2 protein-coding genes are annotated in these 808 nt (G+C 43.4%); both read left to right on the top strand.

Translation table 11 applies throughout. The features are described from left to right. Positions 1 to 298: thiamine pyrophosphate-dependent enzyme (locus A3762_RS14030; RefSeq protein WP_197469266.1), on the top strand; the 298-nt coding region annotated here is incomplete at its 5' end. Continuing rightward, complete coding sequence (locus tag A3762_RS14025) at positions 264 to 608, top strand: carboxymuconolactone decarboxylase family protein (RefSeq protein WP_068756141.1); 345 nt, start codon at positions 264 to 266, stop codon at positions 606 to 608. The genes A3762_RS14030 and A3762_RS14025, both read left to right, overlap by 35 nt. Positions 609 to 808: the final 200 nt, after the last annotated feature.

Raw genomic sequence — 808 nt, 5'->3', positions numbered from 1 at the left:
GGGCGCTTTAACCGATATCGTTGATCATGATTGGGCAGGGTTTGCGCAATCTTTGGGCGTAAAAGGCATATCTGTCTCAGATCCGCATCAATTATCTGCTGTGTATGACGAAGCTATGCAGGCAGCGGGGCCTGTGCTGATTGACGTGAAATGCGGATTGTATCCAACACCGACGAAGGTATTTGATGAAACGTTTATGGAAGAATTTAATCGTTATATCGGTCGAGATAGCCGCACGCAAAAACTATTAGAAGAAGTGAATTATGACAGCTCAAAATCAGAACCTTCATTCAACTGAAGATCGTCGCGATGTGATCGCAAAACTTGAAGAACTTGCGCCAGACTTTGTGGGTATGATTTCCGACTTTGCTTTGGGCAAAGTCTATGACCGCCCTGTATTGGATGATCAGCTGAAAGAGGTTGTTGCGATTACAGCTTTAATTAGTTTGGGATCAGAGCGTTTGCAAGGTCATTTGGAGTCGGCATTGGCCAAATGTTTTAGTAAAGAACAATTAACCGAAGTGATTATGCTCTCGAGTATTTATATTGGATTTCCGCGCGCGATCGACGCCATGCTTGTGTTGCACTCACTCACCGATGAAGCCTAATAGCCAATACTTAAGACCTGATAGCTAATATCTTAAAGCAATACCTGATAAACAGTGCCTAATGCAAAGTTGCTCATCCCTGAGTGTGTAAATTCTCGGGTCGCTTGATACGTATCAACACTATAAAAATGCTCCTCGCATACAGTACTATGACTTGAGTCATGACGACGAAGAAAAATAAATCGAGGAGCGAGCCATGC

It is taken from the genome of Oleiphilus sp. HI0125, assembly GCF_001635355.1.
This window is presented reverse-complemented; position numbering and strand designations above follow the sequence as displayed.

Coding starts and splice junctions, on each gene's coding strand:
- A3762_RS14025 (WP_068756141.1), top strand. CDS start 264: ATGACAGCTCAAAATCAGAACCTTCATTCAACTGAAGATCGTCGCGAT.